Source organism: Pseudomonas sp. BF-R-26, assembly GCF_019947395.1.
Taxonomy (GTDB): Bacteria; Pseudomonadota; Gammaproteobacteria; order Pseudomonadales; family Pseudomonadaceae; genus Aquipseudomonas; species Aquipseudomonas farris.
Window position 1 is genome coordinate 402,516 of sequence record NZ_JAGYGK010000001.1, and the last position, 25,443, is coordinate 427,958.

Below are 25,443 nucleotides of genomic sequence, written 5' to 3' on the forward strand. Positions count from 1 at the left end.
CAGTACGGATTGATCCATGTCCTCTCGCGAAATCCGCATCGCCACCCGCAAAAGTGCTCTCGCCCTGTGGCAGGCCGAATACGTCAAGGCTCGTCTGGAACAGGCCCATCCGGGCCTGCTCGTGACGCTGGTTCCCATGGTCAGTCGAGGCGACAAGCTGCTCGATTCGCCGCTGTCGAAAATCGGCGGCAAGGGCCTGTTCGTCAAGGAACTGGAAACCGCGCTGCTGGAAAACGCAGCCGACATCGCCGTGCATTCCATGAAAGACGTGCCGATGGACTTCCCCGAAGGTCTCGGCCTGTTCTGCATCTGCGAGCGCGAAGACCCGCGTGATGCATTTGTCTCCAATACCTATGCCAGCCTGGATGAGTTGCCGCCAGGCAGCGTTGTCGGTACTTCCAGCCTGCGTCGTCAGGCGCAGTTGCTGACCCGCCGCCCGGACCTGGAAATCCGCTTCCTGCGCGGCAACGTCAACACTCGCCTGGCCAAGCTCGATGCCGGCGAATACGACGCCGTCATCCTCGCCGCAGCGGGTTTGATTCGCCTGGGCTTCGAAGACCGCATCACTTCGGCCATCAGTGTCGAAGACAGTCTGCCGGCCGGTGGCCAGGGCGCGGTCGGTATCGAATGCCGTAGCGCCGACACTGAAATCCACGCGCTGCTGGCGCCGCTGCATCATCAGGACACGGCTATTCGTGTTACTGCCGAACGTGCTCTCAACAAACATTTGAATGGCGGCTGCCAGGTGCCGATCGCTTGCTACGCCGTGCTTGAAGGCGAGCAGATCTGGTTGCGTGGGTTGGTGGGTGATCCGAGCGGCGGCCTGTTGCTCAGCGCCGAGGCCCGTGCGCCAAGGGCTGATGCCGAGGCATTGGGTGTGCAAGTGGCCGAAGACCTGCTGAGCCAGGGCGCCGCCGACATTCTGAAAGCAGTCTATGGCGAGGCAGGTCACGAGTGACTGGCTGGCGCCTGTTGCTGACGCGTCCTGCGGATGAATCGGCGGCGCTTGCCCGTGTGCTGGCTGACGCGGGGGTTTTCAGCAGCAGCTTGCCGCTTTTGGATATCGAGCCGATTCCCGCCTCTGACACAATGCGTGAAGTGATTCAGAACCTGGATAGCTATTGCGCGGTGATCGTGGTCAGCAAACCGGCCGCCAGAATCGCTGTCGATCTGCTCAACCAGTACTGGTCGCAGCCACCGTGCCTGAAGTGGTTCAGCGTGGGCGCGGCGACGGCGCAGATTCTCGAGGATAACGGGTTGGATGTGAGCTTCCCGGTCGACGGCGACGACAGCGAAGCCTTGCTTGAGCTTGCGCCGTTGCGCGAGTCTGTCGCCGGCCCCGATCCGCGAGTGTTGATCATGCGCGGGGAGGGTGGGCGCGAGCTGCTGGCTGAGCGTTTACGCGAGCTTGGTGCTAGTGTCGAGTATCTGGAGTTGTACCGACGCGGTTTGCCGCAGTACCCGTCGGCAACGCTGTCTGACCGGATCAAGGCGGAACGCTTGAACGGGCTGGTGGTCAGCAGTGGACAGGGTTTTGAGCACCTGCACCGATTGGCTGGCGATGCCTGGCCGAGCATGGTGCGGCTGCCGTTGTTTGTTCCAAGCCCCAGGGTCGCCGAGCTGGCACGCGCCGCCGGGGCCCAAACAGTTGTGGATTGTCGTGGCGCCAGTGCCGCGGCATTGCTGGCGGCGTTACGGGAACACCCCGTGCCCGTTTTCTAATGCAAAGGATGGATACGTGAGCGAAACAGCCTTGCCTAAAGATGACGTCCGGCCCGTGCTTGATGCACCGGCTGATGCACCGGTTGAAACTGCGCCACCTGCTGTTGAGCAGCGCCGAGGCAATGGGTTGGCAATCGTCGCGCTGCTGTTGGGCGCTGCCGGTGTTGCCGTGGGCGGTTGGGGAGTCTGGCAGGTGCGTCACCTGCAAGCCAATAACCAGCAACAGTTGAGTCAGGTTCAGGCGCTGAACGATCAGGCCCAGAGCTTGAAGCTCAACGAGCAACGCCTGACGGCTCGCCTTGAGCAAATGCCGGCCGCCGAGGAACTCGACGCGCGCAGTCGCTTGGTCACCCAACTTCAAGGCGATCAGCAACGCTTGAATCAACGCCTGGAAACCGTCCTCGGCGCGAGCCGCAAGGACTGGCGTCTGGCTGAAGCCGAGCACTTGCTGCGTCTGGCCAGCCTGCGTCTGTCGGCGTTGCAGGACATCAGCAGTGCCCAGGCCCTGGTGCAGGGTGCCGATGAAATTCTCCGTGAACAGAACGACCCGGGGGCTTTTGCCGCTCGCGAGCAAGTGGCCAAAACCCTGGTAGCCCTGCGCAGTACCGAACAGCCGGATCGCACCGGATTGTTCCTGCGACTGGGTGCCTTGCGCGACCAGGTGATCAGCCTCACCGAGCTGGCGCCTGAGTACAAGGACCGTGGCGAATCCCTGCTGGGCCTGACCGCCGATGGCGACGGCGCCAGTCGCTGGGCGCAATGGTGGGATCAGATCTCGCGTTATATCCGCATCGATTTCAACGCCGACAAGAATGTCCGGCCGTTGCTGGCAGGGCAGAGCCTGAGCCAGGTGCGTCTGGCCCTGAGCCTGGCGCTGGAGCAGGCGCAGTGGGCCGCGCTCAATGGCCAGGCCGCGGTTTACACCCAGGCGCTGGCCGAGGCGCGGGACGTGCTCAAGGGCAACTTCAACCCGGACAACCCTCAGAGCAAAATCATGCTCGAGCAGGTGGTCGAGTTGAGCAAGCAGCCGGTCACGGTGGTCACGCCAGATCTGACGGGCACGTTGAGTTCGGTGCAGGCCTACCTTGAGCGGCGCAACGTCAACGCCGAGGAGTCGGTGAAACCTCTGGCCAAACCTGCCGCGAGCACTATGCAGGAGGCCACGCCATGAAGCGCCTCTATGTGATCGTGTTCGTGGTTATCGCCGCTGCCGCTGCGCTGGGATTGGCGATTGCCGAGCATTCCGGCTACGTGCTGATCGCCTACAAGAGCTTCCGTTACGAATCTAGCTTGTGGGCAACCCTGGCCCTGATGGTGGTGCTGTGGCTGGTGTTCTGGGGCATCAAGGCGTTGATCGAGCTGGTGACGACTTCCGGTGGAGTGGTCAATCCATGGTCACGGCGCAATCGCAGTCGACGGGTGCAAGTAGCGATCGAGCACGGTCAGCTGGATTTGGCCGAGGGCCGTTGGGCCAGTGCGCAGCGTCATCTGTATCGCGCAGCGGAAGCCGAGCGCCAGCCGTTGCTCTACTACCTCGGTGCCGCCCGCGCCGCGAACGAACAAGGTCACTACGAGGAAAGCGACAACCTGCTGGAGCGCGCCCTCGAGCGGCAGCCCCAGGCCGAACTGGCGATTGCCTTGAACCATGCCCAATTGCAGACTGATCGCGGCGACACTGAAGGCGCGCTGGTGACCCTGCAAGCCATGCACGAGCGTCATCCTCATAACGTCCAGACCTTGCGCCAGTTGCAGCGCCTGCTTCAGCAGCGGGGCGACTGGTCGGCAGTGATTCGCTTGTTGCCGGAGTTACGCAAGGACAAGGTGTTGCCACCGGCCGAACTGGCTGAGCTGGAGCGCCGGGCCTGGGGTGAAAATCTTTCGTTGGCGGCGCACCGGGAAGAGGACGGAACGGTCGGTTTGCAATCGCTCAATCGCGCCTGGCAGCAACTCACCGCTGCTCAGCGCCAGGAACCGCAACTGGTGCTGGCCTATGCCGATCAATTGCGGCAACTGGGCGCACAGGTGGAGGCCGAGGAGGTCCTGCGTGCAGCCCTCAAGCGCAAATACGACAGCCATCTGGCACGCCTTTACGGGCTGGTTCGCGGCAGCGATCCGGCCAGGCAACTGCACACCGCCGAGGGCTGGCTCAAGGATCATCCCGCCGACCCGAGCCTGTTGCTGACGTTGGGCCGTTTGTGTCTGCAAAGCAGTCTGTGGGGCAAGGCCAGGGATTATCTGGAGAGCAGCCTGCGTGTACAGCGCAACCCTGAAGCCTGCGCCGAGCTGGCGCGGTTGCTGGCGCAACTGGGTGACACCGAACGCAGTAATCAGCTGTTCCAGGAGGGCTTGGGTCTGCTGGATGAGCGCTTGCTGGCGGCACCGCTGCCGGTGCCGGCTCACGCCTGATTTCCTGAGCCAGACCTATGTAGCAGCTGCCGAAGGCGGCGTTCGGCTGCGCAGCAGTCGTAAATCAGGCGCCACGGTTTGATCAGGTGGATCGCATAAATCTGGACGACTGCTGCGCAGCCGAACGCAGGCTGCGCCAGCTGCTACAAGGGGCAGGAATCGATTCGAATCCGCCACTGTTTCAGCGTTGTAATCCTTCGCCGGCAAAGTCCTACAGAGGACTACATCAAATCCTCTCGACCCTGTCGGGAATTCCCTACACTTCTGGTGAAGTGTCCGTGGTGGTCTGCCTTGAAAGGCTGCCGCGCTTTCCTCTACCGTAACCGCCTGTCTCTACTGTTACGGAAAAGCCATGTCTTTGGCCTGCTCACGCTCCTTGTTTTTCATGGTTTTCATTGCAGGTGCCCTGGCCTTGGGCGTTTCCTATTACCTGGAATATGCGGTCGGCCTCAAGCCTTGCGGGTTGTGCCTGTTGCAACGGGTTTGCCTGGCACTGCTCACGGGTGTCTGCCTGGTGGCTTCAGTGCAGGGGCCTGGCCGCTTCGGGTCGTTCCTGTATTGGCTGTTGGGTCTGCTCTGCAGTCTGGCGGGGACCATCACTGCATGGCGGCAGGTGGTGTTGCAGAGCGATCCGGTGCATCAGCTATCGGCATGCTCGACTGATCTGGCCGATCTGTTCGCCAGTACGCCCTGGCTGTGTGTCGTGCAGCGAATGTTCAAAGGAACCGCCGATTGCGCGGAAATTTCCTGGACACTGTTCGACCTGAGCATTCCGGAGTGGAGTCTGCTGTTCTTCGTTGCGATGATGATTCTGGGCGGGCATCAGTTGCTGCGCCTTGTCTGGATCGCGTGTCAGCGACCGCTCAGCGGCGAGTCGTCGCACCGGGTACTGGCGGGCGATTAAACACTTGTATGAACTTTATCTCCTGCGTACCTTGAAGCCATAGGCGCGCGGGCATAATCTGGCCCGCACGTGTCATTGGATTTATGTTGCTCGAATGACGCTCTGCCTGGTCGATTCTTGATCTTCAAGTGTGCGACAGGTGTAGAGCAGCATGACCCACAAGGGAAGAGAGAATCACCATGCTCGAAAGTTGTCAGAATGCTCAGGAACGCTGGGGTGGAGTGCATCTGCTGATCGATCGCTGGTTGCAGGAGCGTCACGAACTGGTTCGGGCCTATGATGCTCTCGGCGCCAAGCCCGAAGCTTTGGGCGAGAACCGAAAACCGTTGCAGGAATTCTGCGGTGTGCTGGTCGACTACGTGTCTGCCGGGCATTTCGAGATCTACGAACAGCTGACTGGCGAAGCCAAGGCGTTCGGTGATACTCGCGGTCTGGAGTTGGCCGAGACGATCTACCCGCGCATCGACGTCATTACCGAGAAGCTGCTGGCATTCAACGACCTGTGTGATGCCGGTAAGTGTGTCGCGGAGAAATTCAAGGAGCTGGGTGGCTTGTTGCACGAACGCTTCGAACTGGAAGACTGCCTGATCGAAGTGCTGCACACCGCTCACAAGGAAGAGGATTCGGTTCAGGCCTGAACCTTATCCAGCAACACCCTCAAAAAACGGTGCGCCAATGCGCGCCGTTTTTCGTTTCCGGCTTTCAGCTTGTAGCACCACGCAATTCGACCTCGAATACCAGCGGCGTGAATGGCGCGATCAGGTCGCCGGCACCGTCGGCACCGTAGGCTTGGGCCGATGGAATCACCAGGCGCCATTTCGCACCGACCGGCATGTTTTGCAGCGCACTGCGCCATCCGCTGATTACGCTATCAAGACTGAACCACTGCGGCTGGCTGTTCTGGTCGAACACCGAGCCGTCAGGCAGGCGTCCGACATACAGCACCTGGACCTTGCCATTTGGACCGGCCTTGGCACCGGTGCCCGGCGCCAACTCTGTCAGCAATATTCCATCTGTCAGTTCGCGAACGCCGGGTTTGGCTTTTTCCTCGGCGAGAAAACGTCTCTCGTTTTCCAAAGCCAATTCGCTTTGCGGCACAGGCGATTGCATGGCAACCCGGGCTTCATGCTCAGCCAGAATCTGTTCGATCCGTTCATCTTTCAGTGCCAGCGGCTTGCCCTGATAGGCTTGTTGCAAACCTTCGAGCAGGGCCTGGAGTTGCAGGTCCGGAACTTCCTGGCGCAAGCGTTCGCCAAGGCTTGCACCCAAGCTGTAAGCGAGATCGTGAGCGTCATTTGCGGCGTTTTTTTCGGCGGCCTGGGCCACGGAAAAAAACACGCACAGCGATAAAAAAAGGTAGCGCGACATGGGCACTCTCCGACCTGAGATGCGCAGGATTATGCCAGTGCGAATGCGCTCGAAGGTGAACTGGTTTTACCTAAGCGCAGAACTTTTTTGATTCGTTGCAACGGAGTGCTTTCGATACTGTCAACATGCCCTAGCGGCGGTTGCAGCAGAGGTCTAGTATGAGCCGCATTCACGTCAGCCAGGAGGTAAACCATGTCGGCCACCAAGAAGCCTGTAAATACTCCGTTGCACTTACTCCAACAACTCTCGGGCAGCTTGCTCGAGCATTTGGAAAACGCTTGTTCCCAAGCTATGGCTGATGCTGAAAAACTGCTCGCCAAGTTGGAAAAGCAGCGCGGAAAAGCGCAGGAAAAACTGCACAAATCCCGGACCAAATTGCAGGACGCTGCGGCGGCCGGCAAAGCCAAGGCGCAAGCCAAGGCTAAAGAGGCGGTGAAAGAACTTGAGGACTTGCTCGATGCCCTCAAGGATCGCCAGTCCGAAACGCGCAGCTACATCCTGCAACTCAAACGCGACGCTCAAGAAAGCCTGAAACTGGCCCAGGGTGTCGGTCGTGTCCAAGAGGCTGTCGGCAAGGCGTTGTCCCTGCGTTCGGCCAAGCCAGCTGCGGCACCTGCGAAGAAAGCCGCCGCCAAACCAGCTGCTGCAAAAGCACCGGCCAAGCCTGCTGCCAAAGCCCCGGTGAAAGCCGCAGCCAAGCCAGCCGCAAAACCGGCGGTGAAAAAACCAGTCGCTGCCAGTGCTGCAAAACCAGCGGCTAAAACGACGGCTGCCAAACCTGCCGCCAAGCCAGCTGCTGCCAAAACAGCTGCCGCTAAACCAGCTGCAAGAACCACGGCTGCCAAACCCGCCGTGGCAAAAACCGCAGCGGCAAAACCAGCGGCAAAACCAGCGGCTAAATCTGCTGCCAAGCCAGCCGCTAGAACTGCCGCCGCTAAACCGGCTGCCAAGCCAGCCGCCAAACCTGTCGCGGCTAAAACCGCCGCAGCCAAGCCAGCTGCAAAACCAGCTGCTAAACCCGCTGCAAAAGCTGCGGCCAAACCCGCCGCTAAACCGGCTGCCAGAACTGCTGCTGCGAAACCTGCTGCCGCTGCCAAGCCAGCCACTGCTGCAAAACCAGCCGCTGCAAAACCGGCTGCAAAACCAGCAGCAAAACCGGCCGTGAAAAAGCCAGTCGCCGTTGCCAAACCGGCTGCTGCGCCAGCGATCAAGCCAGCAACTCCGGCCCCGGCTTCTTCGGCTTCGCCCGCGCCTGCAGCAACCACCTCGACCACCACGTCTGCGCCAACGCCAGCCGCGTCGTCGAGCACCAGCACTACCCCAACCAGCGCTTCCTAAGTGCCGGTTACCGCGACGCGCAGCTGATGCAGCGCGTCGCGGTCCAGGTTGGCGGCGCTCGCCGCCACACCTTCCAGCCAGGCCGAGAGATCGGTCGCCTCATCCTGCGGCCAGCTCTTTGCCGACCGCTCCAGTCGCAACAACAACTGTCGCTCGGCTTGCAGTTCCAGGGTTTTGACTTGTTCGCGCAACGTATTCAGTTCGGCATCCTCGGCCGCGCCGGCTTTCCATTGCCTGCGCAGCGCCCGTAGCGGTCGCACGACCTCCGCGTCCCAGGGCGCGGCCACGTAGCGAAGTTGCTGTAATCGTTGCCCGTTGCAGGCGACACCTCGCTGTCCAAGCCACAATCCACAGAGCAGCAGGCACACGTTCACCCCTGCCGACTGTAATTGCAGGCAGGCATCTTCAACGCCGGGACGGGCGTAAGTGCCAAGGGAAAAGCTCCACAGGTCAGAGGACATAGTGCTACTCGCGCCAGTTGCGAGCGAAGCTGGTAGACTCCGCCGCCATTATGATTCGACTTCAGAACCTGACTTTACAGCGTGGCCCGCAACGTCTGCTAGAAGACGCCGAGCTGACCCTGCACGCCGGCCACAAAGCCGGCCTCATCGGTGCCAACGGCGCCGGCAAATCGAGCCTGTTCGCCTTGATTCGTGGCGAACTGCACCCGGACTCGGGTGACTGCTTCTTGCCGGCCGACTGGCGCATCGCCCACATGCGCCAGGAAATCGAGACGCTCGAACGCATTGCGGTCGACTACGTGCTCGATGGTGACCTGCGCCTGCGCGAGGTGCAACGCGACCTCGCCGCAGCCGAAGCGGCCCATGACGGTGCCGCTCAGGCCCGCCTGCACTCGGAACTCGACAGCGCCGACGGCTACACCGCCGATGCCCGGGCTCGAAAGCTGCTGGCCGGCCTTGGGTTCACCAATGAGCAGATGGATCGGCAAGTAGGAGATTTCTCCGGTGGCTGGCGGATGCGTCTGAACCTGGCGCAGGCTTTGATGTGCCCTTCGGACCTGTTGCTGCTCGACGAACCGACCAACCACTTGGACCTCGACGCCATCATCTGGCTCGAAGAGTGGCTTAAAAGCTACCCCGGCACTTTGATGCTGATTTCCCACGACCGGGACTTCCTCGATGCCGTGGTCGATCACGTAGCCCATGTCGATCAACGCAAGATCACCCTGTATCGCGGTGGTTATAGCGCCTTCGAACGCGCCCGTGCCGAACGTCTGGCCCAGCAACAACAGGCCTACGAGAAGCAACAGGCGCAACGTGCGCACATGGAAAGCTATATCGCCCGCTTCAAGGCCCAGGCCACCAAGGCCCGTCAGGCCCAGAGCCGGATCAAGGCGCTGGAGCGGATGGAAGAGCTGTCCGCCGCGCACGTCGATTCTCCGTTTGATTTCGTCTTCCGCGAATCGACGAAAATTTCCAGCCCGTTGATCGATCTGTCGGATGCTCGACTGGGTTACGGCGACAAAGCCGTGCTGGAGAAGGTCAAGCTGCAACTGACCCCAGGCGCGCGGATCGGCTTGCTCGGTCCGAACGGCGCGGGTAAATCGACCCTGATCAAAAACCTCGCCGGTGAGCTTGAGCCGTTGGCCGGTCGCCTGACGCGCGGTGAAAACACCGTCGTTGGCTACTTCGCCCAGCATCAGCTCGATTCCCTCGACTCCAAGGCCAGCCCGTTGCTGCACTTGCAGCGCCTGGCGCCGACCGAGCGTGAGCAGACCCTGCGCGACTTCCTCGGCGGGTTCGACTTCCGCGGCGCGCGTATCGATGAGCCGGTACTGAATTTTTCCGGCGGTGAGAAGGCGCGTCTGGCCTTGGCATTGATCGCTTGGGATCGACCGAACTTGTTGCTGCTCGACGAACCGACCAACCACCTGGATCTGGAAATGCGCCTGGCGCTGACCATGGCCCTGCAGGAATTCAGTGGCGCGGTACTGGTGGTCTCACACGATCGCCATCTGCTCAAAAGCACCACTGACAATTTCTATCTGGTGGCAGACGGCAAGGTCGAGGAATTCGACGGCGACCTGGAAGACTACGCCCGTTGGCTGGTCGAATACCGTCAACGCAATGCCCCGGTCAGCAATACCCCGGTCAATCCGGACAAGACCGACAAGAAGGCCCAGCGCCAGGCCGCTGCTGCATTGCGTCAGCAGTTGGCACCGCACAAGCGCGAGGCCGACAAGCTTGAAGCCGAGCTGGGCAAGCTGCACGAGAAGCTGGCGAAGATCGATACCAGCCTTGGCGACAGCGACATTTACGAGCCGATGCGCAAGAACGATTTGCGTGATCTGCTGGCTGAACAAGCCAAGCTGAAGGTGCGTGAAGCCGAACTGGAAGAAGCCTGGATGGAAGCGCTGGAACTGCTGGAAAGCATGCAGGCGGAGCTGGAGGCACTGTCCTGATGGAAGCCTTCAAGCTGCCTTTGCCGGCTGGGTGGGGTGAGCCGCTCTGGCTGGTCGTGCAAATCCTGCTAATCCTGCTGGCCGGCTATATCGCCCAGCGTGTCGTCGCTAAATGCCTGACTCGATTGGGTGAGCGCTACCCGTTTCCGCCGCAGTTTTTCATGCCGCTGCGCGGCGGTTTGCGCTGGCTGATCATGGGCAGCGCGCTGATCTTCGTGTTGGAACGCCTTGGCGTGTCGGCCACGGTGCTCTGGACGGCGTTGTCCGGTTTCGTCGCGGTAGCCGCCGTGGCGTTTTTCGCCATGTGGAGCGTGCTGTCCAACCTGCTGTGCGCGATCCTGATCTTCACCGTCGGCCCATTCCGTATCGGCGATGTGGTCGAGTTGGTGGATACCACCGACAAGCCCGGCGTCAAAGGCCGGGTGGTGGCGATCAATCTGCTCTACACCACGCTGATCGAAGCCGAAGAACTCGGCACCGACAGCGCCATGGTGCAAGTGCCCAATAGCCTGTTCTTCCAGCGTTCGGTTCGACGCTGGCGTGGCACTGATGTGTTCTCTTCGAACGGGTTTGAAAAATAGACGCTCTGTAGCCCGACACACCGCAATCGCGAGCAGGCTCGCTCCCACATTGATCCTCAGCGAACCTGTTTTCTGTGATCAACCGAGCACCACAGCCTGCTGGCGATGAGGCTTTACAGCCGTAAACGCTGGTCGGCAGTGGCTCTGTCCTACAAAAAAACGGTAGTCATTGGCCCAAAGGCGCATTAGCTTAGACGTCTGTCACGAGTCTGAGTCGAGGTGTGCGATGGTGCTTCAAACATGGCTGGCGTTTTTTGCCGCTTGCTGGGTGATCAGTCTTTCTCCCGGAGCCGGCGCCATTGCGTCGATGTCCAGCGGTTTGCGTTATGGTTTCTGGCGCGGTTACTGGAACGCCCTGGGGCTGCAACTGGGCCTGGCGTTGCAGATTGCGATTGTTGCTGCCGGTGTCGGTGCGATCCTCGCGGCCTCCGCTACGGCTTTCTATGCGATCAAATGGTTTGGCGTGGCCTACCTGGTCTACCTCGCGGTCAAGCAATGGCGCGCGCTGCCCAATGATATGAACGACGACGCGGCCATTCGGCAGATCGGCAAGCCGATGGCGCTGATGTTCCGTGGTTTTCTGGTGAACGTCAGCAATCCCAAGGCCTTGGTGTTCATGCTCGCGGTGCTGCCGCAATTCATCGACCCCCACGCGCCGCTGGTAGCCCAGTACCTGATCCTCGGCGTGACCATGATCTGTGTCGACCTGATCGTCATGGCCGGTTACACCGGGCTGGCGGCCAAAGTGCTGCGATTGTTGCGCACACCCAAGCAGCAGATACGCATGAACCGCACCTTTGCCGGGCTGTTCATCGGCGCGGCGGCGTTCATGGCGACCCTGCGCAAAGCCGCGGTGTAAAACCTTCAGGCACAAAAAAGGCGACCTCTTCAGGTCGCCTTTTTCATCTGTGGCGAGGGGGCTTGCCCCCGTTGGGTCGCGAAGCGGCCCCAAAACCAGTCACCTCAATTTCCCGGATATACCGCGTACACAGGACTTACGACTGCTTCGCAGCCGAACGGGGGCAAGCCCCCTCGCCACAAGGTGGCCGACCTGAATCTCAGTGCAGAATGACCGGCGCGGTGTCTGCTGGCAGGTTATTGCGCAGCGGCGCCTGCCCCGGCTGCTCATAGCCACCGCCACCGAGCTGTTGGCTCAGTTGCGCAGCCACATCCTCACCCAGCGCCTTGGACACATCACGTACCACCCGTGGGCGGTTCAGCGAAATCTTGATATCCCGGCCATTCACCAGTTTGGTGTCCTGACCTTCGCCCATCGCGGTGAAGGCCGAGGTGATCTCATAGGTCTTGGTGTTGATCAGACTGAAATCCGCCACCAGCGTCAGCCCCAGCACTGCCGAATAGCTGTCGGTGTTGGCCAGCTCGTTCATGTCGCGGGTGAAGTCGATGTCTGACACGGTGCCGAACAGCACGTAGTCGGCACCCTTGAAGCTACCGGCCTTGATGCGCTTGATCACGTCATACACGTCACCTTTGGACGATGCTGTGTACGGCGTGCCTTGCACCAGTTGGAACATGCCGGTGCGCAGAATCTCGCCCTTGATGTCGCCGGTGAATTTACGCAGCTCGCCTTGCTCGATGTAGCTGCTGGTTGCTTCGTACTCTTCATAACTGGACGAACCACTGGCGCCGTAATAGCTCTGGCTGTGGTTGCTCTGGGCCGAAACAGTGTGGACGTATTGTTCCACCCGTTCCTGATACGCCAGGTCCGCTACTGCGACTTTCGGGGCCGCTTGCACGCTGAACGCGCAAGCCAGGGCCATCATGCCAATCCATGTGCGCATCGATTAACGCTCCGTGGTTTTGCGAATCTCTTTTTCGTCCATCCACTCGGCCAGACCGCTTTCAACGTCGATCAACTGCAGGCTGAATTTGTAGAAGACGTCCTTGTAATCGCTGCTGCGCTTGACGATCGAGCTGATCGAGCCTTCGATGCGATACTTGGCTGCGATCATGTTGCCAGTCTTGGCGACGGTGCTCTTCTTGTACAGGCCGCTCTGGTTTTGCAGCTTGAGCTGGTCAACCTGGCTTTGCATGGCAGTGTTGTCGCTGGCGAAGCGGGCGACGCCGGTCTTCATCAGCTGGGTCTTGATGCTGGTGGTGATTTCGCGGGTATCGATGTACTCGCTGGTCTTGTTCTTCACGTCGTAAACCTGAACCACCGGACGGCCTTGCAGGATGCCGGACTGGGCCAGGGAGCGGGTCATGGATTCGGCGATCATCTGCAGGTCGGTGGAGCCGAACTCGTTGGTCACGGTTTCCACGGCCTTGGTGTCACCGTAGCTGATGTTTTTACTGCCCAGGGTCGGCGAAGTGTTGGCGCAACCGCTGGCCAGGAGGGCGATGACGGCGATGAACGAAAAGCGTGCAAACATGGGAATGCTCTCTAGAACTGAACGAATGGTGTAGGGCTTAAGGCGTTTTGATTTCGAGACGGAAATCCACGGCTTTGGCGGTTGGCGCAATGGCCTGAATGAAACTGGTCTGCTCGCCATACATCATCTGGCTTTTCCAGGTTTCTTCTTCGGCAACCGGGAAACCTTCAGGGCCGAGCCAGGCAAAACGGTAGTAGAAGGTCTTGTTGTTGTAGCTGGTGTTGCTCAGCTGCGCATTGACCGTCATGAAGCCGTTTTCCCGGGCCACGCGCATGGCGCCGACAACGATGTTCTTGAGCTTGCCCATGGCCACGACCTTGCTGGCAGCGCTGCCTGGCTCCGGCGGTGGCGGGGTGGCGCAGCCGGCCAATAAGGCGAGGGCGACGACAGCGATGAATTTGAAGCGCATGCAAAGACTCCGTTCTTAAGGTTGTTTGAGGCTGGCCACGGCGGTCGGGTTGGCGCTCGGGATCACGTGCGCAGCCACGCCGCTGGCGAATACTTGATTGCCCACGGCGCGCAGGGTGATGACCTGAAAGCGTTGTTCGACAGTGATCTTGACCACCGAGCCGCCCACGGCGCTCGGCAGCGTGACGCTATGCTCGCCTTTCTTCAGACGCAGACGCACCACCTGAGTGTTGTCCGGCAGCGTGCGCCACGTACGGGTATCGGCACCTTCGAGTACGGCTGAAGTGATGCCGACTGCAAGCCCCGCCAGTGGGTTGGTTTCGTTGATCTGTTTCTGTGCCACACCACGAGTGATCGCCCGCACGGTGGTGCGCAGGATGATGCCCGGCATGTCATCACGCAGCGCGCGACGGGACATGGCAGTGGTGCTGTTGAGTTGGGTCAGGTCCAGCTGCTGACCGTCCACGCCGATCTGGGCGAAGGCGGCAGTGGAGGTGTCCGGTTTGATGATCGGGAACGACAGCGGTGTGATCACCACGTTGTTGCTGATCGGCAATGGCAGCGGAATGCGGATGGAATCACGGGACGGCGCCAGACCGCTTTGCACAACGATCAGGATGTCGCTGTCATCGTTCTTGGCGGGTTTGTCGAGATTCACCAGTGCCTGTTCCAGCAGCGGCGTGTTCGGACGCAGTTCGGCGGCCTTGCGATAACCCGGCGCCGCCAGATCTTTCTCGCCCAGGGCTTCATAAACGAAGCCGGCCAGGTAATGGCTGAACGCACTCTGGTAGCTGTTTTTCAGGCTGACCACTTCCGGTGCGTCGAGGCTGGCCACCGGGTAACCCTGAAGATCCTTGTACTGGGTTTTGACGCCTTCTTTCTCGGCTTGCTCTTCGCTCTTGAGGTATTCCTTGTCGCGCAGGTCGGCGATCACCGCTTCACGCTCGTGAGTCTTCTTGATCGCGGTGCGCGCGCCGTCGAAGTCATTCACCGCCAGCAGATTGAGAGCCATCTGCGTGGTCAGCATGACTTTTTCGTAGTCGTAGCCTTCGTAGCGACGAACCTTGTCGTTGACCAGGAAGCTGCCGAACTGAGCCAGGTATTTGTCGGTGTCGAGCTTGACCGCGTCTTCCCACTTGCCCACCACCTGATCGGCGCTGGTCCAGGCGTTCTGGCTGCCGGACAAGTCGCCCTTGGCGCGCAGCAGTTCACCTTTCTCGAAGTAATAAAGCAGGTCTTTGTCTTTGCTGGTGTTGTTCTTTTCCAGCAGGGTCAATGCGGCGTCGACGTTGCCGGAAGCCAATTGCTGGTTGGTTTGTGCAAGTTCCGAATCGTAGTTACGAAAGGCCGAGCAGCCGGAAAGCAACGTGACAGCGCTGAGCGCGATCAAGGTGGGGGCACGGAATGCCATAGGGGTACGTCTTCCCTGAATATAAGCAGCCGCGTGCTGGTCGGGCTGTTGGGACCCATCGGCAGGGTTGTTGGCCTCCTGCCAATTCCTCATAAAAAAAGGAGCTTAAATGCCATATCGCAATAACGACGGCGCGGCATTATAAACAGGGATGCTGGCTATGTAATGGCTTTTTAATTACATAATTTCACAACGTGCCACTACTTATTTCAGACCGGATACCGCACTGCTCTCAGGCGCAATGGCAGGTTCGAAAGCCACTCCGTTGCTGTAAATCCGCTCGCCCAGCGCTCGCAGGCCTATGACCTGATGGTTCTGCTCGATGCGGACTTTCAGGGGCGCGGCGCCCGGCGCGTTGGGCAGACTGATCAGGTGCTCGCCTTTTTTCAGGCGCAGGCGCGCCACCAGGGTGATGTTGGGCAACGTGCGCCACGTTCGGGTGTCTGCGTGCTCAAAGCCATCGTGCTGCGTCACGTAAGAGGCTTTGCTCGGGTCGCGTCGGTTGTCTGTAGCCTGAACGGAAGCAGCCAGGTAGGCGCGATGCGCGGTGCGCTGAATGATGCCCGGCATATCGTCGCGCAACGTGCGCAAAGACATGTCGGTGATGCTGTTAACAAGGATCAGTTGCTGTTTGCGACCGTCGATCGTCATCTGCGTGAACGCCGGGGTCGACGTGTCGGGAACCATCACCGGAAACGATACGTTGGCGACGATCACCTGATTGTCTTCCAGGCGCACCGGGTAGGGGACACGAACCGAACTGCGCGCCGGCGCCAGGCCGCTTTGCACGATGATCAGCACATCACTTTCATTTGCCTTGGCTGCGGGCTTGTCGAGTTCGCGCAATGCCTGCTCGAAGAAGGGCAGGTCGGGTCGCAACTCGATGGCCTGGCGATAACCCGGCGCGGCAAGATCACGCTCACCCAGCGCTTCATACGTAAACCCGGCCAGGTAGTGACTGAATGCACTCTGATAGCCGTTTTTCAGCGCGATCACGGCGGGCGCATCGAGGGTCATCACGGGATAGCCCTGGAGATCCTTGTAGTGCACGCGAACGCCCTGGGCCTTGGCTTCTTCTTCAAGTCGCTCGTATTCCTTTTCCCGCTGACGGGCAATCAGTGCTTCACGTTCGTGGGTTTTCTTGATGTCGGCGCGAGCACCGTCGAAGTCATTCACGGCCAACTGGTTCAGGGCCATTTGCGTGGTCAGCATGACTTTTTCGTAGTCGTAGCCATCGTAGCGCCGCAGTTTGTCGTTGATGATGCTGCCCCAATGATCGCCCATCGCGGACAAGAGCTGTGTGCCGGCAGACTCGACGGTGTCCTGGCGCTGGATCACCATTTGCTCTGCACTACGCCAGGCAACCTGGCTTTGCGGCAGCGCACCACCGGCACTCAGGACTGCGCCTTTTTCGAAGTAGTAGAGCAGATCCCGTTCTTCTGACGGATTGTGCAGCTCCAGCAGTTGGAGAGCGCCCTGCGGATTTCCCGCTTTCAACTGGGCGGTCGTTTGCTCCAGTTCCAGGTCGTAGTCGCGGTAGGCGGCGCAACCGGTCAGTTGCAGGGCAAGGCTTAACAGCAGTGAGAAAAACAGGTGTGAACGCATGGACGTTGATTCTTCCCTGAACGAAACCGACGGAGGGTGGCAATTGGCCGCTGAATTTATACGCAGCTACGCAGGAAATACCAACAAAGCTTGAGTGAAACTCATTGGGAGTGAACAATGTGTTACTTCGTATTTCCATTTGAGATTTATTCATGATTGCCTCCTCTCGTTTTCTGGCGTGGCTCCTGCTGCCGGTGATCGCGTTTTGCAGCTTCAATGCGCTGGCCGAAACCGCGGAAGGTGCGCCAAAGGCCCTGCATTTGCTCGATTACATTGGCGCTGATTACCCGGCGACGGTCGAGGCGGGCAAAGTCATCGATGAGTCTGAATACCGCGAACAGCAGGAATTCCTCAAGGTGCTGCAAGGTTTGATCGCCGATTTGCCGGCCAAACCCGAACGCGCAGAGCTGGAGCAGGGCGTCGGTAGTCTTGGCGCTGCAATCGCCGCTCGCAAAGATGGCGCAGACGTCGCCCGTCAGGCGCGGCAGCTTGGGGCAAAACTGGCGGTGACCTATGAGGTCAGCCAGGCTCCGGTCATCACTCCAGACCCGACTCGCGGCGCGCCGCTGTATACCCAGCAATGCTCGGTGTGCCATGGCGATGCGGGCGCCGGTGACGGCCCGGCGGGTGTCGGCATGACGCCACCGCCGGCCAATCTGCGCGATGCCGTGCGACTGGACCGTCTGAGCCTCTATGCGATCTACAACACGCTGGGTATGGGCGTCGAAGGCACCGACATGCCGGCCTTCGCCGATCAACTGGATGATCGTCAGCGTTGGGACCTGGCGACCTATATCGCTAGCTTCAGCGCCGATCCGGCCGCGGCAAAATCCGAGAAAACCTACAACATCGCCGACCTGGCACGTCAGACGCCAGCCGAAGTGCAGGCCGCTGAAGGTCCGCAAGCGGCCGCGACCTTCCGCGCGCAACGGGCGCAACCGCCACAGGTCAAGCGTGGCCCGGGGCAGTTGCTGGATTACACGGCGGCCACCTTGGACAAGAGCATCGCCGCCTACCGCGCCGGCGATCACGATCAGGCCTACGACCTGTCGGTGGCCGCGTACCTGGAAGGCTTCGAGCTGGTCGAAAGCTCTCTGGACAACGTCAACGCCAACGTGCGCAAAGACACCGAGAAGTCTCTGATGGCTTACCGTCAATCGTTGCAGGACGGTTTGCCGGTGGCCCAGGCCGAGCAGCGTCTGGAGGCGGCCAAGGCTAAATTGAAAGAGTCCGCTGGCCTGCTCGGCAGCGATGGCTTGAGCTGGTCGCTGAGCTACATTTCCGGCCTGTTGATTCTGTTGCGAGAAGGTCTGGAGGCGATTCTGGTGCTCGCGGCGATCCTCGCGTTCCTGCGCAACACCGGTCAGCAATCGGCGGTGCGCAGCGTCAACATCGGTTGGGGCCTGGCGCTACTGGCCGGGCTGGCGACTTGGGCGGTGGCGGCGTATGTGATCGACGTCAGCGGTGCCCAGCGTGAGTTGCTGGAAGGCGCTACGGCGTTGTTTGCCAGTGTCATGGTGCTCTGGCTCGGGGTGTGGATGCACGACCGTCGCCACGCAGCGGCCTGGCAGGATTACATCAAGAGCAGCCTGGTGAGTGGCGGCGGGCGTTTCGGGTTTGCGATCCTGGCGTTCTTCTCGGTGTATCGCGAGCTGTTCGAAGTGATCCTGTTTTATGAAACCCTGTGGTTGCAGGCCGGGCCGGCAGGGCACAACGCCGTAATGGCGGGCGGGACAACGGCGCTGGTATTGCTGATCGGTCTGGCCTGGGTGATTCTGCGCGGCTCGGCGAAACTGCCGCTGGCGTTGTTCTTCGGCATCAATGCCGGGCTGCTGTGCGCATTGTCGGTGGTGTTTGCCGGCCATGGCGTGAAGGCGTTGCAGGAAGCCGGGATCTTCGGCACGCGGCCGGTGCCGTTCTTTGACTTCGACTGGCTGGGGATCCACGCTGATGCGTATTCGCTGAGTGCTCAGGCCGTGGCGATCATTGCGATCATTGTGTTGTACAGCCGTAGCCGGATGGCCGAGAAGCGGCGTCTGCCGGTTTCTTAAAAGCATTCGCTGCGCTCACAATCGCGGGCAAGCCCGCTCCCACAGGTTCAGCGCTAACCTTGTGGGAGCGGGCTTGCCCGCGATGCTTTTCAACAGAGGAAAACACTATGCGCGTGTGGATCGATGCCGACGCTTGCCCTCGGGCAGCCAAGGATCTGGTGGTGAAATTCGCCCTCAAGCGCCAGTTCGAAGTGGTGCTGGTGGCCGGTCAGCCGCAGATCAAACCGGGCCTCGCCCTGGTGAAGCTGATTGTGGTGCCCAGCGGCCCGGATGCCGCCGACGATTACCTGGTGGAACACGCGCTGCCAGGTGAACTGGTGATTTGCAGCGATGTGCCCCTGGCGGACCGGCTAGTGAAGAAGGGCGTTGCGGCGCTGGATCCACGGGGCAAGGAGTTTGATGCGCAGAACATGGGCGATCGGCTGGCGGTGCGTAACCTGTTCACCGATCTGCGCGAGCAGGGTCAGATGAGCGGCGGACCGGCACCGTTTGGCGACCGTGAGAAGCAGGCGTTCGCCAATGCGCTGGACCGGATACTTACGCGGTTGTCGCGCAAATCTTAAGCCATGCATTGAACCCTGTGGAGCGGGCTTGCTCGCGAAAGCGGTGTATCAGCCAACATCAATGTTGAATGTCAGTCAGTCTTCGCGAGCAAGCCCGCTCCCACATTGAACAGTGTTACTCGTCGTTTTCGTGGGTCAGTTCCAGTACTCGGTCGACCAGTTTGTTGATGCCGGAAGCAGCCTCGCTGATCGATTGCGCCAGCATGTACGCCGGAGTGCTCACCAGCTTGCGCGCCTTGTCTTCGACGATGTCGGTCACTGCGCACTCGGTGTGGGTGGCGCCCATTTTGTTCATCGCGGCGGCGGTATCGGCATCGTTGCCGATGGTGCAGGTCACACCCGGACCGTAGATCTTGGCCGCCAGGGCCGGCGAGATGCAGATCAGCCCCACCGGTTTACCGGCCTCGGCGAACGCTTCGGTCAACGCCAGGACGTCAGGCTGAACGCTGCATCCGGCGCCTTCGACGGCAAAGTTCGACAGGTTCTTGGCCGAGCCGAATCCGCCAGGAACAATCAGCGCATCGAAGTCTTCGACGCTGGCGTCACGTATATCCTTGATGTTGCCCCGGGCGATCCGTGCCGATTCCACCAGCACGTTGCGCGCCTCGGGCATTTCTTCGCCGGTCAGGTGGTTGATCACATGCAATTGCGCGATATTGGGTGCGAAACACTGCACCTGGGCGCCGCGCTGGTCCAGCCGCAGCAGGGTGATCACGCTTTCGTGGATCTCGGCGCCGTCGTACACGCCGCAGCCGGAAAGGATCACTGCAATTTTTTTGCTCATGGGCTTTTCTCCAGATTCATGGCGTTAAATGTCCACTAATTTGTCACTCGTTGCCATAGGGTTAATGCGCGGCTACACCTAATCTCTGCTGAACGATTCTGATCAGGGCGCGTCATGGACTTCATTCTGTATGCGGTGCCGTTTTTCTTTGTGCTGATTGCGGTCGAGTTGCTGGCCGACCGTTGGCGCGGGGTGAGCAATTACCGCGTGGCAGACGCGATCAACAGCGTCAGCACCGGCGTGCTGTCGACTACCACGGGCCTGTTGACCAAAGGCGTCGGCCTAGTGACTTATGCCTTCGCCCTGAAGCATCTGGCCGTGATTGAGCTGTCGGCCGACAGCGTCTGGGTCTGGGTGTTTGCCTTCGTCTTCTACGACTTCTGCTACTACTGGCTGCACCGCATGGGCCACGAACGCAACATCCTCTGGGCCGCCCACTCGGTGCATCATCAGAGCGAGGATTACAACCTCTCCACGGCCTTGCGCCAGACCAGCACCGGGTTTCTGCTGAGCTGGATTTTCTACCTGCCCATGGCCGTGCTCGGCGTGCCGCTGCTGGTGTTTGTCAGCGTTGCGGCGCTGAATCTGCTGTACCAATTCTGGGTGCATACCCGGCACATTCCCAAGCTTGGCTGGTTCGAGTGGTTCTTCGTCACGCCGTCCAATCATCGGGCTCACCATGCACAGAACGCTCTTTACATGGATCGCAACTACGGCGGGGTGTTCATTATTTGGGACCGTCTATTCGGCTCGTTCCAGGAAGAGGACGACAACGAACCGGTGATTTTCGGCGTGACCACACCGCTGGCGAGCTGGAATCCGTTGTGGGCGAACGTGCAGTTCTATGTGCAGCTGTGGGATGACGCCCGGCGCGCCGAAAGCGGGTGGGACAAGCTGCGGATCTGGTTCATGCGCACCGGTTGGCGGCCGGCGGATGTGGTGGCCAAATACCCGATGAACAAACCGGACCTGAGCCAGTTCCGCAAATTCGAGGTGCCGCTGGATGGGCGCCAACAGTGGTATGTGGCGCTGCAGTTCTGCGCCTACATCGCCTTGGGCAGTTACTTGATGAACCTGGAACAGAGCCTGCCGACGTCGGCCCTGGTGTTGGGCTGGGGGGCTGTGGGATGGGGGCTGTTTGTGTTGGGCGTGGCCCTGGAAAATCGCCCGCAGGCATTGAAGCTGGAGCTGTCGCGGCTGGCGTCGAACCTGCCGCTGGTGTGGCTGGCGCCAATGGTCGGGCTATGGCCGGGCAGCGCGGTGGGCTGGGTGGGGCTGCTCAGTTACAGCCTGCTCAGCGGAATCGGTCTCTACTGTTGTAGAAACCGCTTCACTCGATGGGCGTCGTAGGTTCGCTGGACTTGGCTTGTTCTGCTTTCAACGCTTGCTCGTCGGCATAGATCTTCTTCGCCAGACGGGCATTCTTGAAGCGCCGCCGCAGCCACAGGCCAACGCCCAGTACCAGCAGAGCGCCCAGCACCCATAGCTCGTACTTCTTGATACTGCCAAGCATGCCTTCGAGTACCGCGCCGAAGTGATAAGAGGCTGCGGCAAGCGCAGTGGCCCAGATCGCTGCGCCAATCCCGTTGAGCAGCAGGTAACGTCCCGGCGGATAGCCCGACAGACCGATCGCCACCGGCATTACGGTGCGCAACCCGTAGACAAAACGGAAGCTCAGCACCCAGATGTCCGGGTGCTTGCGAATATGTTCCAGCGCCCGATCGCCCATCAGTTGCCAGCGCGGTTTGCGGGCCAGCAATTTGCGCCCGTGCTTGCGCCCCAGGAAGTACCACAGCTGATCGCCGGCATAACTGCCGAAGAACGCCACGACCACCACCAGGTTGATGTCCATGTATCCGCGGAACGCAAGGAAGCCCGCGAGCACGAGAATGGTTTCGCCTTCGAAAAACGTGCCGAGAAAAAGGGCAAAGTAGCCGAAGTCATGCAGAAATTGTTGGAGCATTGTCTGGGTGCTGGCGAAATGAACGCGCAGCCTAACCCTTCGTGCACATTCATGAAAGTGTCCAAATGTGTCTCGACGTGAACATTTCCTACAAGGACAATGGAATGCGGCTACGTGTCACAGGGTGCACACAACTGTCATGTGTTCGTCATAATGGCCGCTTATAACTGTCACGCTCGCCCGTCTGCGCGGGCTCAGGAGTCTGCCGTGAGCTTTACCCCCGCCAACCGTTTGTTTCCTGCAACCCGCCTGCGTCGCAACCGTCGTGATGATTTCTCGCGTCGACTGGTCCGTGAAAACGTGTTGACCGTCGACGATCTGATCTTGCCGGTGTTCGTGCTGGACGGTGAAAACCGTCGCGAAGCGGTGGCCTCGATGCCAGGCGTCGAACGCCTGACCATCGATTTGTTGCTTGAAGAAGCGGCCAAGTGGGTCGAGCTGGGGATTCCGGCGCTGGCATTGTTTCCGGTGACGCCACCGGAGCTCAAATCCCTGGACGCCGCCGAAGCCTGGAACCCCAACGGCATCGCCCAGCGTGCCACTCGAGCCCTGCGTGACCGGTTCCCGGAGTTGGGTGTGATCACCGACGTCGCTCTGGACCCGTTCACCACCCACGGTCAAGACGGCATTCTCGACGAAGAAGGCTACGTGCAGAACGACATTACCGTCGACGCACTGGTGAAACAGGCCCTGTCCCACGCCGAAGCCGGCGCTCAGGTAGTGGCCCCGTCAGACATGATGGACGGTCGCATCCAGGCAATCCGCGAAGCGCTGGAGCTGGCCGATCACGTCAACGTGCGGATCATGGCTTACTCGGCCAAATACGCCAGCGCCTATTACGGCCCGTTCCGCGATGCGGTGGGGTCGGCGCTGAACCTGGGCAAGGCCAACAAGGCCTCCTATCAGATGGACCCGGCCAACAGCAACGAAGCCCTGCACGAAGTGGCGGCGGACTTGTCAGAAGGCGCGGACATGGTCATGGTCAAGCCAGGCATGCCGTATCTGGATATCCTTTACCGGGTCAAAGAAGAATTCAAAGTGCCGACCTTCGTCTATCAGGTCAGCGGCGAATACGCCATGCACATGGCGGCGATCCAGAATGGCTGGTTGAGCGAAGGGGTTATCCTCGAATCCCTGACCGCTTTTAAACGTGCAGGCGCTGATGGCATCCTGACTTACTTTGCCGTCCGTGCTGCTCAATTGTTACGAGAGCAAAAATAGCCCTCCCAGGAACATTCGATGAATACCGAAGGACTCACTGAAGTTGCCGTAAAAGACGCTCAACCTGTGGTGGAGCAAATCGCCGAAACCCCGCCGGAGCTGGAGCCTGCTCCACCCGCGGTGGTGGCCGAGCCCGTTGTTGCGGCGCCAGCGATTGCCATTCCCGGCCTGGATGACAGCAGCCTGTACATCCATCGTGAGCTCTCGCAACTGCAGTTCAACATCCGCGTGCTGGAACAGGCGCTGGATGAGTCCTACCCATTGCTGGAGCGGCTGAAGTTTCTGCTGATTTTCTCCAGCAACCTGGACGAGTTCTTCGAGATTCGTGTGGCCGGCCTGAAGAAGCAGATCACCTTCGCCCGTGAACAGGCTGGCGCCGATGGCTTGCAGCCGCATCAAGCTTTGGCCCGCATCAGCGAGCTGGTGCACGGCCACGTCGATCGCCAATACGCGATCCTCAACGACATTCTGTTGCCGGAACTGGAAAAACATCAGGTCCGCTTCATCCGTCGTCGCTACTGGACCACCAAGCTCAAGACCTGGGTTCGTCGTTATTTCCGCGACGAGATCGCACCGATCATCACCCCGATCGGCCTCGACCCGACGCACCCGTTTCCGTTGCTGGTGAACAAAAGCCTGAACTTCATCGTCGAGCTCGAGGGCATTGACGCCTTCGGTCGCGACTCCGGTCTGGCGATTATCCCGGCACCGCGTCTGCTGCCGCGGATCATCAAAGTGCCGGAAGAAGTCGGTGGCCCCGGCGACAACTACGTGTTCTTGTCGTCGATGATCCACGCCCACGCCGATGACCTGTTCCAGGGCATGAAGGTCAAGGGCTGCTACCAGTTCCGTTTGACCCGTAACGCCGACCTCTCGGTCGACACCGAAGATGTAGAAGACCTGGCCCGCGCCCTGCGCGGCGAGTTGTTCTCCCGTCGCTACGGTGACGCGGTGCGGCTGGAAGTGGCCGACACCTGCCCGAAACACTTGTCCGATTACCTGCTCAAGCAGTTCAACCTGCACGAGACCGAGCTGTATCAGGTCAACGGCCCGGTCAACCTGACCCGGCTGTTCAGCATCACCGGTCTGGACAGTCATCCGGAGCTGCAATATACGCCGTTCACCCCGCAGATCCCGAAACTGCTGCAAAACAGCGAGAACATTTTCAGCGTGATCAGCAAGCAGGACATCCTGCTGCTGCACCCGTTCGAATCATTCACCCCGGTGGTCGACTTGCTGCGCCAGGCGGCCAAGGACCCGCACGTGTTGGCGGTTCGTCAGACGTTGTATCGCAGCGGTGCCAACTCCGAGATTGTCGATGCGCTGGTGGACGCTGCGCGTAACGGCAAGGAAGTGACTGCGGTAATCGAATTGCGCGCGCGGTTCGACGAAGAATCCAACCTGCAGCTGGCCAGCCGTCTGCAAGCGGCCGGTGCGGTAGTGATTTACGGCGTGGTCGGCTTCAAGACCCACGCCAAGATGATGCTGATTTTGCGCCGCGAGGCTGGCGAAATTGTCCGCTACGCCCACTTGGGTACCGGCAACTACCACGCAGCCAACGCCCGTCTGTACACCGACTACAGCCTGCTGACCTCCGACGACGCCTTGTGCGAAGACGTCGGCAAACTGTTCAGCCAGTTGATCGGCATGGGTAAAACCCTGCGCATGAAGAAACTGCTGCATGCGCCGTTCACGTTGAAGAAGGGCATGCTCGACATGATTGCCCGGGAGACGCAGTTCGCCCTCGACGGCAAACCGGCGCACATCATCGCCAAGTTCAACTCGCTGACCGATCCGAAGGTCATCCGCGCGTTGTACAAGGCCAGTCAGTCCGGAGTGCGTATCGATCTGGTGGTGCGCGGCATGTGCTGCCTGCGCCCGGGCATTGCCGGCGTTTCCCACAACATCCACGTGCGCTCGATCATCGGTCGCTTCCTGGAACACACCCGGGTCTTCTACTTCCTCAACGGCGGCGAAGAGCAGATGTTCCTGTCCAGTGCCGACTGGATGGAGCGCAACCTCGACAAGCGCGTCGAGACTTGCTTCCCGGTCGAGGGCAAGAAGCTGATTTTGCGGGTCAAGAAAGAGCTGGAGCTTTATCTGACCGATAACACTCACAGCTGGAGCCTGCAGGCGGACGGTCGCTACATCCGCAACACGCCGACCGGCAACCAGAACCCGCGCAGTGCCCAGGCAACCTTGCTTGAGCGTTTGGGGAGCCCGATTCTGGCCGTACGTTAACCTCGACGTAGCGTAAAAAAATGGCGATCCCTGCGGATCGCCATTTTTGTTTTCACCTGACG

24 protein-coding genes are annotated in these 25,443 nt (G+C 60.2%); 15 read left to right on the forward strand and 9 right to left on the reverse strand.

Going from position 1 to position 25,443, the window contains the following annotated elements; all coding sequences use genetic code 11:
• Positions 1-16: 16 nt before the first annotated feature.
• The 6 genes from hemC (at position 17) to KGB18_RS01920 (ending at position 5,670) form a co-directional block, all read left to right on the forward strand.
• Positions 17-958: a hydroxymethylbilane synthase gene (gene hemC / locus KGB18_RS01895; RefSeq protein ID WP_201061291.1), complete on the forward strand. Its 942-nt coding sequence runs from the start codon at positions 17-19 to the stop codon at positions 956-958.
• A complete protein-coding gene (locus tag KGB18_RS01900) occupies positions 955-1,722 on the forward strand; it encodes a uroporphyrinogen-III synthase (RefSeq protein ID WP_123720260.1) in 768 nt (255 codons plus the stop codon). Before hemC ends, KGB18_RS01900 begins: the two co-directional genes overlap by 4 nt.
• A gap of 16 nt (positions 1,723-1,738) precedes the next feature.
• The gene (locus KGB18_RS01905; RefSeq protein WP_123720261.1) at positions 1,739-2,893 is read left to right on the forward strand and encodes a uroporphyrinogen-III C-methyltransferase; all 1,155 of its coding nucleotides are present in this window, start codon (positions 1,739-1,741) and stop codon (positions 2,891-2,893) included.
• On the forward strand, positions 2,890-4,128 hold the full coding sequence (locus KGB18_RS01910) for a heme biosynthesis protein HemY (RefSeq protein ID WP_223569316.1): 1,239 nt from the start codon (positions 2,890-2,892) through the stop codon (positions 4,126-4,128). Before KGB18_RS01905 ends, KGB18_RS01910 begins: the two co-directional genes overlap by 4 nt.
• A gap of 352 nt (positions 4,129-4,480) precedes the next feature.
• Positions 4,481-5,032, forward strand: coding sequence for a disulfide bond formation protein B (locus KGB18_RS01915; protein ID WP_052964532.1), 552 nt, complete (start codon positions 4,481-4,483; stop codon positions 5,030-5,032).
• Positions 5,033-5,211: 179 nt separating this feature from the next.
• Complete coding sequence (locus KGB18_RS01920) at positions 5,212-5,670, forward strand: Rsd/AlgQ family anti-sigma factor (RefSeq protein ID WP_007899333.1); 459 nt, start codon at positions 5,212-5,214, stop codon at positions 5,668-5,670.
• Between the two features lie 64 nt (positions 5,671-5,734).
• Here the strand turns inward: KGB18_RS01920 and KGB18_RS01925 are convergent, their stop codons facing one another.
• Positions 5,735-6,400 carry an FKBP-type peptidyl-prolyl cis-trans isomerase gene (locus KGB18_RS01925; RefSeq protein ID WP_223569317.1) on the reverse strand — a complete coding sequence of 222 codons (666 nt, stop codon included), beginning with the start codon at positions 6,398-6,400 and terminating at the stop codon, positions 5,735-5,737.
• A 192-nt stretch (positions 6,401-6,592) separates the two neighbouring features.
• On the opposite strand from KGB18_RS01925, the gene KGB18_RS01930 reads away from it, so the two are divergent.
• The gene (locus KGB18_RS01930) at positions 6,593-7,738 is read left to right on the forward strand and encodes an AlgP family protein (protein WP_223569318.1); all 1,146 of its coding nucleotides are present in this window, start codon (positions 6,593-6,595) and stop codon (positions 7,736-7,738) included.
• Here the strand turns inward: KGB18_RS01930 and KGB18_RS01935 are convergent.
• Positions 7,735-8,199 (reverse strand): TIGR02444 family protein, encoded by a 465-nt coding sequence (locus tag KGB18_RS01935; RefSeq protein WP_123720266.1) that lies wholly within the window; start codon positions 8,197-8,199, stop codon positions 7,735-7,737. The genes KGB18_RS01930 and KGB18_RS01935 overlap by 4 nt on opposite strands.
• Positions 8,200-8,249: 50 nt before the next feature.
• On the opposite strand from KGB18_RS01935, the gene KGB18_RS01940 reads away from it, so the two are divergent.
• The 3 genes from KGB18_RS01940 (at position 8,250) to KGB18_RS01950 (ending at position 11,600) form a co-directional block, all read left to right on the forward strand.
• The gene (locus tag KGB18_RS01940; protein WP_030129098.1) at positions 8,250-10,160 is read left to right on the forward strand and encodes an ATP-binding cassette domain-containing protein; all 1,911 of its coding nucleotides are present in this window, start codon (positions 8,250-8,252) and stop codon (positions 10,158-10,160) included.
• A complete protein-coding gene (locus KGB18_RS01945; RefSeq protein WP_123720267.1) occupies positions 10,160-10,741 on the forward strand; it encodes a mechanosensitive ion channel family protein in 582 nt (193 codons plus the stop codon). The genes KGB18_RS01940 and KGB18_RS01945 overlap by 1 nt, the downstream gene beginning before the upstream one ends.
• A gap of 226 nt (positions 10,742-10,967) precedes the next feature.
• Positions 10,968-11,600 carry a LysE family transporter gene (locus tag KGB18_RS01950; protein WP_123720268.1) on the forward strand — a complete coding sequence of 211 codons (633 nt, stop codon included), beginning with the start codon at positions 10,968-10,970 and terminating at the stop codon, positions 11,598-11,600.
• Between the two features lie 199 nt (positions 11,601-11,799).
• Here the strand turns inward: KGB18_RS01950 and KGB18_RS01955 are convergent, their stop codons facing one another.
• The 5 genes from KGB18_RS01955 to KGB18_RS01975 form a co-directional block, all read right to left on the reverse strand.
• Positions 11,800-12,543 carry a penicillin-binding protein activator LpoB gene (locus KGB18_RS01955; RefSeq protein ID WP_123720269.1) on the reverse strand — a complete coding sequence of 248 codons (744 nt, stop codon included), beginning with the start codon at positions 12,541-12,543 and terminating at the stop codon, positions 11,800-11,802.
• A 3-nt stretch (positions 12,544-12,546) separates the two neighbouring features.
• Positions 12,547-13,134, reverse strand: coding sequence for a penicillin-binding protein activator LpoB (gene lpoB, locus KGB18_RS01960; protein WP_008012492.1), 588 nt, complete (start codon positions 13,132-13,134; stop codon positions 12,547-12,549).
• A 37-nt stretch (positions 13,135-13,171) separates the two neighbouring features.
• Positions 13,172-13,543: a YcfL family protein gene (locus tag KGB18_RS01965; protein ID WP_007899347.1), complete on the reverse strand. Its 372-nt coding sequence runs from the start codon at positions 13,541-13,543 to the stop codon at positions 13,172-13,174.
• A gap of 15 nt (positions 13,544-13,558) precedes the next feature.
• Positions 13,559-14,953 (reverse strand): COG3014 family protein, encoded by a 1,395-nt coding sequence (locus tag KGB18_RS01970; RefSeq protein ID WP_123720270.1) that lies wholly within the window; start codon positions 14,951-14,953, stop codon positions 13,559-13,561.
• 204 nt (positions 14,954-15,157) lie between these two features.
• The gene (locus KGB18_RS01975; RefSeq protein WP_123720271.1) at positions 15,158-16,558 is read right to left on the reverse strand and encodes a COG3014 family protein; all 1,401 of its coding nucleotides are present in this window, start codon (positions 16,556-16,558) and stop codon (positions 15,158-15,160) included.
• A 152-nt stretch (positions 16,559-16,710) separates the two neighbouring features.
• On the opposite strand from KGB18_RS01975, the gene KGB18_RS01980 reads away from it, so the two are divergent.
• Together KGB18_RS01980 and KGB18_RS01985 are read left to right on the forward strand one after the other, a co-directional pair.
• Positions 16,711-18,609: an FTR1 family protein gene (locus KGB18_RS01980; RefSeq protein ID WP_123720272.1), complete on the forward strand. Its 1,899-nt coding sequence runs from the start codon at positions 16,711-16,713 to the stop codon at positions 18,607-18,609.
• Positions 18,610-18,716: 107 nt separating this feature from the next.
• The gene (locus tag KGB18_RS01985; RefSeq protein ID WP_123720273.1) at positions 18,717-19,172 is read left to right on the forward strand and encodes a YaiI/YqxD family protein; all 456 of its coding nucleotides are present in this window, start codon (positions 18,717-18,719) and stop codon (positions 19,170-19,172) included.
• Positions 19,173-19,287: 115 nt separating this feature from the next.
• On the opposite strand, the gene elbB is transcribed toward KGB18_RS01985, so the two are convergent.
• Positions 19,288-19,956, reverse strand: a complete 669-nt coding sequence (gene elbB / locus KGB18_RS01990; RefSeq protein WP_123720274.1) for an isoprenoid biosynthesis glyoxalase ElbB — start codon at positions 19,954-19,956, stop codon at positions 19,288-19,290.
• 114 nt (positions 19,957-20,070) lie between these two features.
• On the opposite strand from elbB, the gene KGB18_RS01995 reads away from it, so the two are divergent.
• The gene (locus tag KGB18_RS01995) at positions 20,071-21,306 is read left to right on the forward strand and encodes a sterol desaturase family protein (protein ID WP_223569319.1); all 1,236 of its coding nucleotides are present in this window, start codon (positions 20,071-20,073) and stop codon (positions 21,304-21,306) included.
• Here the strand turns inward: KGB18_RS01995 and KGB18_RS02000 are convergent.
• Entirely contained in the window at positions 21,287-21,919 is a 633-nt protein-coding gene (locus KGB18_RS02000) for a DedA family protein (protein WP_123720276.1), read from the reverse strand. The two genes, KGB18_RS01995 and KGB18_RS02000, sit on opposite strands and share 20 nt — an antisense overlap.
• 207 nt (positions 21,920-22,126) lie before the next feature.
• Here KGB18_RS02000 and hemB point away from each other — a divergent pair, with 207 nt between their 5' ends.
• Positions 22,127-23,140 carry a porphobilinogen synthase gene (hemB, locus tag KGB18_RS02005; RefSeq protein WP_007899362.1) on the forward strand — a complete coding sequence of 338 codons (1,014 nt, stop codon included), beginning with the start codon at positions 22,127-22,129 and terminating at the stop codon, positions 23,138-23,140.
• Between the two features lie 18 nt (positions 23,141-23,158).
• The gene (gene ppk1 / locus KGB18_RS02010; protein WP_038980823.1) at positions 23,159-25,381 is read left to right on the forward strand and encodes a polyphosphate kinase 1; all 2,223 of its coding nucleotides are present in this window, start codon (positions 23,159-23,161) and stop codon (positions 25,379-25,381) included.
• Positions 25,382-25,443: the final 62 nt, after the last annotated feature.

Coding starts and splice junctions, on each gene's coding strand:
- KGB18_RS01970 (WP_123720270.1), bottom strand. CDS start 14,953: ATGGCATTCCGTGCCCCCACCTTGATCGCGCTCAGCGCTGTCACGTTG.
- KGB18_RS01920 (WP_007899333.1), top strand. CDS start 5,212: ATGCTCGAAAGTTGTCAGAATGCTCAGGAACGCTGGGGTGGAGTGCAT.
- ppk1 (WP_038980823.1), top strand. CDS start 23,159: ATGAATACCGAAGGACTCACTGAAGTTGCCGTAAAAGACGCTCAACCT.
- KGB18_RS01915 (WP_052964532.1), top strand. CDS start 4,481: ATGTCTTTGGCCTGCTCACGCTCCTTGTTTTTCATGGTTTTCATTGCA.
- KGB18_RS01930 (WP_223569318.1), top strand. CDS start 6,593: ATGTCGGCCACCAAGAAGCCTGTAAATACTCCGTTGCACTTACTCCAA.
- KGB18_RS01955 (WP_123720269.1), bottom strand. CDS start 12,543: ATGCGCACATGGATTGGCATGATGGCCCTGGCTTGCGCGTTCAGCGTG.
- KGB18_RS01995 (WP_223569319.1), top strand. CDS start 20,071: ATGGACTTCATTCTGTATGCGGTGCCGTTTTTCTTTGTGCTGATTGCG.
- KGB18_RS01965 (WP_007899347.1), bottom strand. CDS start 13,543: ATGCGCTTCAAATTCATCGCTGTCGTCGCCCTCGCCTTATTGGCCGGC.
- KGB18_RS01910 (WP_223569316.1), top strand. CDS start 2,890: ATGAAGCGCCTCTATGTGATCGTGTTCGTGGTTATCGCCGCTGCCGCT.
- KGB18_RS02000 (WP_123720276.1), bottom strand. CDS start 21,919: ATGCTCCAACAATTTCTGCATGACTTCGGCTACTTTGCCCTTTTTCTC.
- KGB18_RS01935 (WP_123720266.1), bottom strand. CDS start 8,199: ATGTCCTCTGACCTGTGGAGCTTTTCCCTTGGCACTTACGCCCGTCCC.
- elbB (WP_123720274.1), bottom strand. CDS start 19,956: ATGAGCAAAAAAATTGCAGTGATCCTTTCCGGCTGCGGCGTGTACGAC.
- lpoB (WP_008012492.1), bottom strand. CDS start 13,134: ATGTTTGCACGCTTTTCGTTCATCGCCGTCATCGCCCTCCTGGCCAGC.
- KGB18_RS01925 (WP_223569317.1), bottom strand. CDS start 6,400: ATGTCGCGCTACCTTTTTTTATCGCTGTGCGTGTTTTTTTCCGTGGCC.
- KGB18_RS01985 (WP_123720273.1), top strand. CDS start 18,717: ATGCGCGTGTGGATCGATGCCGACGCTTGCCCTCGGGCAGCCAAGGAT.
- KGB18_RS01940 (WP_030129098.1), top strand. CDS start 8,250: ATGATTCGACTTCAGAACCTGACTTTACAGCGTGGCCCGCAACGTCTG.
- KGB18_RS01980 (WP_123720272.1), top strand. CDS start 16,711: ATGATTGCCTCCTCTCGTTTTCTGGCGTGGCTCCTGCTGCCGGTGATC.
- KGB18_RS01975 (WP_123720271.1), bottom strand. CDS start 16,558: ATGCGTTCACACCTGTTTTTCTCACTGCTGTTAAGCCTTGCCCTGCAA.
- KGB18_RS01945 (WP_123720267.1), top strand. CDS start 10,160: ATGGAAGCCTTCAAGCTGCCTTTGCCGGCTGGGTGGGGTGAGCCGCTC.
- hemC (WP_201061291.1), top strand. CDS start 17: ATGTCCTCTCGCGAAATCCGCATCGCCACCCGCAAAAGTGCTCTCGCC.
- KGB18_RS01950 (WP_123720268.1), top strand. CDS start 10,968: ATGGTGCTTCAAACATGGCTGGCGTTTTTTGCCGCTTGCTGGGTGATC.